Genomic DNA, 7,517 nt, shown 5'->3' on the forward strand with positions numbered 1-7,517 from the left:
AACGTAGTTAATCATATTTAGATGTGTACAAAAACAATGCTTTCAGTGTACAATTGCTTTGAGCAAGTTGCCTGATATAAGACATTGTTAAATTCAACCAGTTGTTTGTGTATCATCAAATTCCATCAGGTATTGTTTGGTGTCGAACACAAACAATGCGATGCAGACAGAGATGTATCGTACAGGAGTACTGGCGCCCCGCAAGTGGCAACATCAAGATGGGTGATGACCATAGAACCCAATGGATTTATCCGTTGGAGTATGTCAGCTTATAGTTTCAACAGTTAGAGATTGGTTGACATACCATTATAATATGAATGAGATTTACTGGCGCGTTTTATATTTTTATATCCGTGTTTAACCTTTAGCAATCTTTCCAGCCCAAATCCTGCACCAATCCAGGTTTTATCAATCCCCCAGTTCATATCAATTGGAACAGGACCTACAACAGCAGATGAAAGTTCTAAATCACCGTGGACGATATCTATGGTCTCACCATAAACATGACAGTTATCATCAATTATTTTGTAGTCGATGTTTAGATGTTTTAATAGGTCATCTATATGATTTAGAAGGTTTTCTCTGTTTGCACCAGAACCCATCTGACAGAAGTTAAACATGGTAAATTCTTCAAGGTGATGGCTACCTTCTGATTCTTTCCGATAACATGGTCCGATTTCAAAAATTTTAATCGGGTCAGACAGGATTTTGTCAAAATTTTTAAGCCACTGGTAGAGACCCGGTGCAAGCATGGGTCGCAAGCAGTGTTTATTATCAAGATAAAATATCTGTTTCGATAATTTATGATCTGTATCGATACCCATTTTTTTAACAGAGTCAATATCAATAATTATTGGGGCTTTAATTTCTATAAACCCTTTATCAACAAAAAATTTGGAAATGGTTCTTTCAAGTTTTGCAATTTGTTCTTCTCGGTCATTTTCATACATTTGTTTGAAATCATTTCTCCTTTTGCTGACCAATTCAGATTCTATTTCCTTAAATTTTGATGGTTCATTAGAAAATGGTATTTTTTCGCCGGGTAAAAGTAGTTCGTTAATTCGTTCTTTCTGTGCAGAAGTAAATGTTTCTGGCTCAATTTTGTTGTCTGTTTTTTCTTCTGAAACGGATATGTTTGATTGAATATTTCCAGTAGCAGAGTTGACCTGCACTTTGGATTGCTTCTTTTTTTTATGTCCCAGTTGCTTGGATTTCTTTTTCTTTGATCCAGAATATGAAAAAGCAGTTACTTTTGTATCAGTTCTGTCGGTATGTTTTTGTAAAAATCTGTTAATAACCTCATCAGAAACCTTGCAGTTTTTACAGGATTTTTTGTATTTTTTAAGTCTTAATATTCTTGCTGTACGACTATTTCTGGAATTTCTTACTGTGATTTTTTCCCCACAATCCATTTCCATATGAATGTATCTTTGTGATACTTCATAATTTTTTATTTCATGGAGTAAACCACTCCTTGAAACCCATACTTGGAGATCTGATATTAATGATGCCAGTGATTTTTTAGACATAATCCCAACTCCATGAGTAGTAAACACAGGATAGACTGGATTTGCTTGTTTGGTTTGGATGAATCTGTTGTTCAATATTTAAAACAAGTTTAAATATTGATATGTATTAAGAATAAAACCTGTATTATTAATATATTGATACTTATTTTCAGTTTGTCAAATCGATGAATGTCAAGCTCTTATAAATATATTTACATATACGAAATATTTATAGCAAAAAAGTGGCGGAAACCCCGGGAATCTAACCCGGCTGAATGGATTTAGAGTCCATTCGATCTACCTGATCGGGTTTCCTTTGTATATTTGTTACATATTTATGTCATACGTATTGGCTACTTATAATTATTGGTAGTAAATCAAATATAACATATACACGATAATTGGGCTTGATGTGTATTGTAATATTTATCATTTGATATAAAAAGTTATATATACGCGAAAAGACCATTAAAGCATACCATTCATAAACTATATAAAACTATTTAAAAAGGAGTTTGATTTTAATGGCTGAAGAATATACCTCAAAAGAAAGATTTGCAAAAGCACTGAAAGGAGAATCGGTGGACAGGATGCCAGCCATCTGTGCTACCCAGACCGGAACAGTTGAACAGATGGAAGCAAGTGGAGCATACTGGCCAGATGCTCACTATGATGCTGACAAAATGACAACACTTGCAGAAGCCGCTCACACAGTTGTTGGTTTTGAAATGGTACGTGTACCATTCGATATTACAGCAGAAGCCGAATTTTTCGGATGTGAACTCAAAGAAGGTACCCAGAAACAGCAGCCATCTGTTGTAGGTCATGTAGTAAAAACCGAAGACGATATCAAGTCTCTTGAAGGCTACGACTTAAGCCAGAAGAGAATAGGCACAATCTGTGAATCAATCAAACAGCTGGCAGACAAATACGGAGACGAGCTCCCAATATTTGGAAGTATGATTGGTCCTTTCTCACTTGCCCAGCACCTCAATGGTGATGACTGGTTTACCAATGTAATGATAAATGAAGAATTTGGCAAAAAGCTTCTTGACTTTACCACTGAATTCTGTGTTGCTTACGCCAAAAAACAGGTAGAAAATGGTGCAGACACCGTCGTAATCATTGATCCAACAGCAAGTTATGAATTGCTTGGTCCTGATTTCTTCAGAAAATTTGTACTTCCATACCACAAACAGGTAGTTGACGCCTGCAAGGATATGGGTGTAGGTACAATCATTCATATTTGTGGAGATACAACAAAAGGCCTTCCAATAATGGATGAATCTGGAACAGATGCTATAAGTGTCGACCAGAAAGTTGATGTTGCAACAGCCAAAGAAAACGTCCAGAATGCAAAGATTGTCGGTAATCTCGACCCGGTTGAGACACTCTGGAACGGTAACCCAGATTTGATTAAAGAAAATTCACAGGAATCACTGGATAAAGGTGTAGACTTTTTGGCACCTGGTTGTGGAATTGTAAGTGCTACATCCAATGAAAACCTACAGACAATGGTTGAGTGTGCAAAAAGCTGGAAATACTAAACAATATATTTCCAGTTAATCTTTTTCTTTTTTCTTTTAGAATATCACTGTATAATCAGTTATACACATCTGGATTATTTTATATGTTAAGATAATACTTAAATTGGATTAGTTATATCCATAAAATAACAAACAATAACTAATTAACTACAAATCCTAACCAATTTTTGGGGTTGTACGGAGTATTTAAAAATGAAAGTATTAGTAAGCGATTCATTAGCAGAAGAAGGAATAAACAAACTTAAAGAGCAATTCACAGTTGATGTAATAACAGGACTATCTGAAGATGAACTGGTGGAGAAAATCAAGGATTATGATGCACTTGTTGTTCGAAGCGGAACCAATGTAACAGAAAAAGTAATCAATGCAGCAGATAACCTGAAGATTGTAGGTAGGGCAGGGGTTGGCGTAGACAACATAGACGTTGATGCTGCAACTAATAAAGGTATCATTGTTGTAAATACCCCTGAAGGTAATATGATATCTGCCGCAGAACATACCATTTCCATGATGATGGCAATGTGCCGCAATATACCTCAGGCGCACGCATCGTTAAAATCCAAAAAGTGGGAACGTAAAAAATTCATGGGGGTTGAAGTAAATGGTAAATATCTTGGAGTTATCGGGCTTGGACGTATCGGCTCATATGTTGCACAAAGAGGACAAGCTCTTCATATGAAAGTACTGGGATATGACCCCTATGTATCACAGGAGCAGGCAGATGAAATGGGAGTAGAACTAACATCTGTAGAAGATATATGCAAACGAGCCGATTTTATAACTGTACACACACCACTTACCAAGGGAACTGAAAATCTTATCAACGCTGATAAATTCGCATTAATGAAAGATGGAGTAAGGGTGCTAAACTGTGCTCGTGGTGGTATTATTAATGAAGATGCACTTGCAGAGGCACTCAGAAGCGGTAAAGTTGCAGGTGCAGCAATTGATGTCTTTGTAGAAGAACCTCCTTTTGAAAGTCCTTTACTCGATTTTGATAATGTGATAACTACTCCTCACCTTGGAGCTTCTACAGAAGAGGCACAGGTAAATGTTGCAGAAGCAGCAGCAGATGAAGTTATATCAGCATTAACAGGTGGACCCGTTAACAATGCAATCAATATACCTACGGTTAAACCCGAAATGATGCCTGCACTCACTCCATATCTAAAACTTGCTGAGACTATGGGCAAATTTGCAGGACAATTAATGACTGGAAACTATAAACGGGTTGAACTGGAATACAGCGGTGATATACTTGATAAAGATATCAAACCGGTAACAGTTGCAGCATTGAAGGGAATACTGGAAAATGCACTTGGTCCAGGTGTTAATTTTGTTAATGCGAATTCACTTGCAAAATCCAGAAAAATCAAGGTAATAGAGAGTAAATCCGAAACAACCAATAAGTTCCCTTCAACTATAACACTGGAACTTACAAGAGGCTCTGACACAAAATCCATTACAGGTACTGTATCTGGTAATGGTAAAATTGGACGGATAATCCAGATAGACGGTTACCACTTTGATATAGTACCAACCGAAAATATGCTGGTTGTTGATCATATGAACCGGCCAAATGTTATAGGTCCTTGTGCTATTATGCTTGGTAAAAATGATATAAACATTTCTGGAATGCAGGTGGGTCAGGTAGGTCTTGGAGAAAAAACAATAATGGTACTTAATGTTGATTCAGAAGTTCCTGAATCAATTCTAAATGAAATGAAGTCCATTGAAGGTATACTGGATGCAAAACCAGTCACACTTTAAAGGGGATGGTTTTTTACCATCTCCATTATATTAACAGGCTTATATGATGAGAAAACGGATTTACCACCGACCACCAGGACTGGAGACACATTTTGAACAACAGTATCGTTATTATTCAGATTTGCAATATCTTCTAAAAATACTTGCAGGTATGACCGGTAAATTCGGTATGTTTGAATCACAGGTTTCTCATAAACAGAAAAACTTTCAACTGAAACGTGAGATAGGTGTTGAAATTGTGACAAATGGGGTGGATTTTGAACCGATAGATAATAAAAATATAAACCGAACACTATCAACTATCGAACCAGAGGGAGCTATAGATTTTAGAATCAATTTGTCTTATAGCTATCTTGATGACAATTACAGCAGGGTACCCTTTAGAAATGATTCATATATTGTACGTGTAGATTTGCGAGATGATTTGTTAACGCTTAAAATAAGTCATCATGAGGGGCCCGGATATACAGAATCAAGAAGAATTGCTGATACAATATTTGATGAAATACGGCGTGGTTCATGTGGATGAGCTAACAAAAGTAGTGGCATCAGTATTCAAGAAAAAATCATCATCTGAATTATCATTGAAAGAATTTGAATTTGCATTATCTTTTGACTTTAAATGGATTTCGCCCGACGAGGCGTCCAGAGTGTCAGATATGGCAATTGAATCAAATATTGTTTATGAACAGGACGGATACATAAACCTTAATATCAATCTTGATAACGTATCTATACCCCATGATTTTAAACCATCAGATGAACTTTTCAAAGAAAAGTCAACAATAGAACAGATTATGGAATATATAACAGTGACAATGAATATTGACAAGCAAAAGGTAGCATCCCTTATAAATGGAAAACAAGAAGAATATTCAGAACTCCTTTACCCGGAAGTTTCGGCAATCCTTGTGGCAAAAGAATTAGGATGTGATATAACTCCTTTTTATCAAAAGATATATAAAAAAATCCTACAATATGATTGAATTCGCATAATCTTTATGTATTAGTAACGTTATTGAAGATTAAAATCCGCTTAAAATAGTATATACTAACTCTATTGACAGGAAGTATATTCTTGCGTAATTGTTTGAATTAACAATGTTCGAACGCAGAATTGCGTGAGTAAGATTTAGTCTTGCGGAGGAACATAAAATGAGTAAAAAATCCCAGAAGAGAGTAGCTAAAAAAACAAATCCAAGAATTTTTGAATTGATTGGGTTACTTAAAGAAACATCGCATACAGAAAATGCACCTATTTGGAAAGACCTTGCTAAAAGGCTCGAAAAGCCGAATAGAACTCATGCAGAAGTAAATCTTAGCAAGATTGATAGAAATACCGATGAAAATGAAATTGTGCTTGTGCCAGGAAAAGTGCTCGGAGCTGGTGACTTGGGTCATGGAGTAACAGTTGCGGCTTTAAAGATTAGCAACACAGCAAAGGACAAAATAGAAAGCGTCGGTGGAAAAATTTTAACCATTGAAGAAATCCTGGAAGAAAATCCAAGCGGGTCTGGTATTAAGATTTTACAGTAAGGTGATGTAGGGTAGGTGTTATAAATGAAAATTATAGATGCAAATGATCTTATCATAGGACGGCTTGCAAGCACAGTTGCAAAAGAATTGTTAGCTGGGGAAGAAATCGCCATTGTTAATGCAGAAAATGCAGTTATATCTGGTTCTAAGGTTAGAACATTAACAGATTATAATGAAAAAAGAGAGATTGGTTCAATCGAACACGGACCGCATTTCCCCAAAAGACCAGACCGTATTATAACAAGGACTGTAAGAGGAATGCTTCCGTACAAACGTGAGAAAGGCAAAAAAGCAATGTCCCGTCTGAAAGTACATGTAGGAGTTCCATCCCAGTTTGAAAATTCAAAGTTTACTACAATTGAAGGTGCAGAATTGAGTAGATTAAGCAGAAACAAATTTGTAAAACTTGGTGAAGTCAGTCGTAGACTGGGTGCAAAATTCTAATATAATAAATTATCAGGAGAATATTAACCATGGCAGATAAAGTAGTAACTTCCTCAGGTAAAAATAAGGCTGCAATAGCACGTGCAACTATTAGTAAGGGTACAGGTAAAGTAAGGGTTAATAAAGTACCCATTGAGATATATGAGCCTAAATTCGGAAGGCTTAAGATGCAGGAAGCCATCAAGTTAGCGGGTGATGTAGTCTCTGAAATGGATATTGATGTAAATGTCCGTGGTGGCGGATTGATGGGACAGGCTAATGCAGTAAGGACTGCAATAGCAAGAGGTATTGTTGACTGGACCAATGATACAAACACCAGAGACACATATATGGCATATGACCGTAACTTGGTTGTAAACAACTCCAGACAAAAAGAGTCCAAGAAATTTGGCGGTCCAGGAGCACGCGCAAAATACCAGAAATCGTACCGATAAATTATTTATTAAGGTGTAAAATATGATTCCAATCAGATGTTTTACCTGTGGTAAAGTAATTGCCAACCAGTGGCACGAATACAAAAATCGTGTAGAAGAAGGAGAAAACTCAGGAGCAGTACTTGATGATCTGGGTATTAAAAGGTATTGCTGCAGAAGAATGTTTTTAACACATGTTGAACTTGTAGATACATTAGCACCATACCAGTAAGGGACCATGAGGTAGCCTGGACTATCCTTCGGCGTTCGGGACACAGCAAAGTACTGTGCGAAATACG

At 36.5% G+C, this 7,517-nt stretch carries 10 protein-coding genes; 9 read left to right on the plus strand and 1 reads right to left on the minus strand.

The genetic code is table 11. The features are described from left to right. Positions 1-105 precede the first annotated feature (105 nt). Positions 106-288 (plus strand): hypothetical protein, encoded by a 183-nt coding sequence (locus QZ276_RS08065; protein WP_292486967.1) that lies wholly within the window; start codon positions 106-108, stop codon positions 286-288. On the opposite strand, the gene pylS is transcribed toward QZ276_RS08065, so the two are convergent. After that, positions 285-1,529 carry a pyrrolysine--tRNA(Pyl) ligase gene (gene pylS, locus QZ276_RS08070; protein ID WP_292486969.1) on the minus strand — a complete coding sequence of 415 codons (1,245 nt, stop codon included), beginning with the start codon at positions 1,527-1,529 and terminating at the stop codon, positions 285-287. The two genes, QZ276_RS08065 and pylS, sit on opposite strands and share 4 nt — an antisense overlap. Positions 1,530-2,032: 503 nt before the next feature. On the opposite strand from pylS, the gene mtbA reads away from it, so the two are divergent. The 8 genes from mtbA to QZ276_RS08110 all read left to right on the plus strand — a co-directional run bounded on the left by mtbA (position 2,033) and on the right by QZ276_RS08110 (position 7,450). After that, positions 2,033-3,055: a methylcobamide:CoM methyltransferase MtbA gene (gene mtbA / locus QZ276_RS08075; RefSeq protein ID WP_292486970.1), complete on the plus strand. Its 1,023-nt coding sequence runs from the start codon at positions 2,033-2,035 to the stop codon at positions 3,053-3,055. Between the two features lie 192 nt (positions 3,056-3,247). Beyond that, on the plus strand, positions 3,248-4,825 hold the full coding sequence (gene serA, locus QZ276_RS08080) for a phosphoglycerate dehydrogenase (protein WP_292486971.1): 1,578 nt from the start codon (positions 3,248-3,250) through the stop codon (positions 4,823-4,825). Between the two features lie 43 nt (positions 4,826-4,868). Continuing rightward, complete coding sequence (locus tag QZ276_RS08085; protein ID WP_292486972.1) at positions 4,869-5,354, plus strand: hypothetical protein; 486 nt, start codon at positions 4,869-4,871, stop codon at positions 5,352-5,354. Next, on the plus strand, positions 5,326-5,811 hold the full coding sequence (locus QZ276_RS08090; RefSeq protein ID WP_292486974.1) for a DUF2240 family protein: 486 nt from the start codon (positions 5,326-5,328) through the stop codon (positions 5,809-5,811). The genes QZ276_RS08085 and QZ276_RS08090 overlap by 29 nt, the downstream gene beginning before the upstream one ends. A gap of 169 nt (positions 5,812-5,980) precedes the next feature. Next, positions 5,981-6,361 (plus strand): 50S ribosomal protein L18e, encoded by a 381-nt coding sequence (locus QZ276_RS08095; RefSeq protein ID WP_292486976.1) that lies wholly within the window; start codon positions 5,981-5,983, stop codon positions 6,359-6,361. Positions 6,362-6,385: 24 nt separating this feature from the next. Beyond that, on the plus strand, positions 6,386-6,805 hold the full coding sequence (locus QZ276_RS08100; protein ID WP_292486978.1) for a 50S ribosomal protein L13: 420 nt from the start codon (positions 6,386-6,388) through the stop codon (positions 6,803-6,805). Between the two features lie 29 nt (positions 6,806-6,834). Beyond that, a complete protein-coding gene (locus QZ276_RS08105) occupies positions 6,835-7,239 on the plus strand; it encodes a 30S ribosomal protein S9 (RefSeq protein WP_292486979.1) in 405 nt (134 codons plus the stop codon). A gap of 22 nt (positions 7,240-7,261) precedes the next feature. Further along, on the plus strand, positions 7,262-7,450 hold the full coding sequence (locus QZ276_RS08110; RefSeq protein ID WP_013193812.1) for a DNA-directed RNA polymerase subunit N: 189 nt from the start codon (positions 7,262-7,264) through the stop codon (positions 7,448-7,450). The last annotated feature ends 67 nt before the right edge of the window (positions 7,451-7,517 follow it).

Origin of the sequence: Methanohalobium sp., from assembly GCF_018609725.1 — an archaeon.
Lineage (GTDB): Archaea > Halobacteriota > Methanosarcinia > Methanosarcinales > Methanosarcinaceae > Methanohalobium.

Coding starts and splice junctions, on each gene's coding strand:
- serA (WP_292486971.1), top strand. CDS start 3,248: ATGAAAGTATTAGTAAGCGATTCATTAGCAGAAGAAGGAATAAACAAA.
- QZ276_RS08100 (WP_292486978.1), top strand. CDS start 6,386: ATGAAAATTATAGATGCAAATGATCTTATCATAGGACGGCTTGCAAGC.
- QZ276_RS08095 (WP_292486976.1), top strand. CDS start 5,981: ATGAGTAAAAAATCCCAGAAGAGAGTAGCTAAAAAAACAAATCCAAGA.
- pylS (WP_292486969.1), bottom strand. CDS start 1,529: ATGTCTAAAAAATCACTGGCATCATTAATATCAGATCTCCAAGTATGG.
- QZ276_RS08085 (WP_292486972.1), top strand. CDS start 4,869: ATGATGAGAAAACGGATTTACCACCGACCACCAGGACTGGAGACACAT.
- mtbA (WP_292486970.1), top strand. CDS start 2,033: ATGGCTGAAGAATATACCTCAAAAGAAAGATTTGCAAAAGCACTGAAA.
- QZ276_RS08110 (WP_013193812.1), top strand. CDS start 7,262: ATGATTCCAATCAGATGTTTTACCTGTGGTAAAGTAATTGCCAACCAG.
- QZ276_RS08090 (WP_292486974.1), top strand. CDS start 5,326: ATGAAATACGGCGTGGTTCATGTGGATGAGCTAACAAAAGTAGTGGCA.
- QZ276_RS08105 (WP_292486979.1), top strand. CDS start 6,835: ATGGCAGATAAAGTAGTAACTTCCTCAGGTAAAAATAAGGCTGCAATA.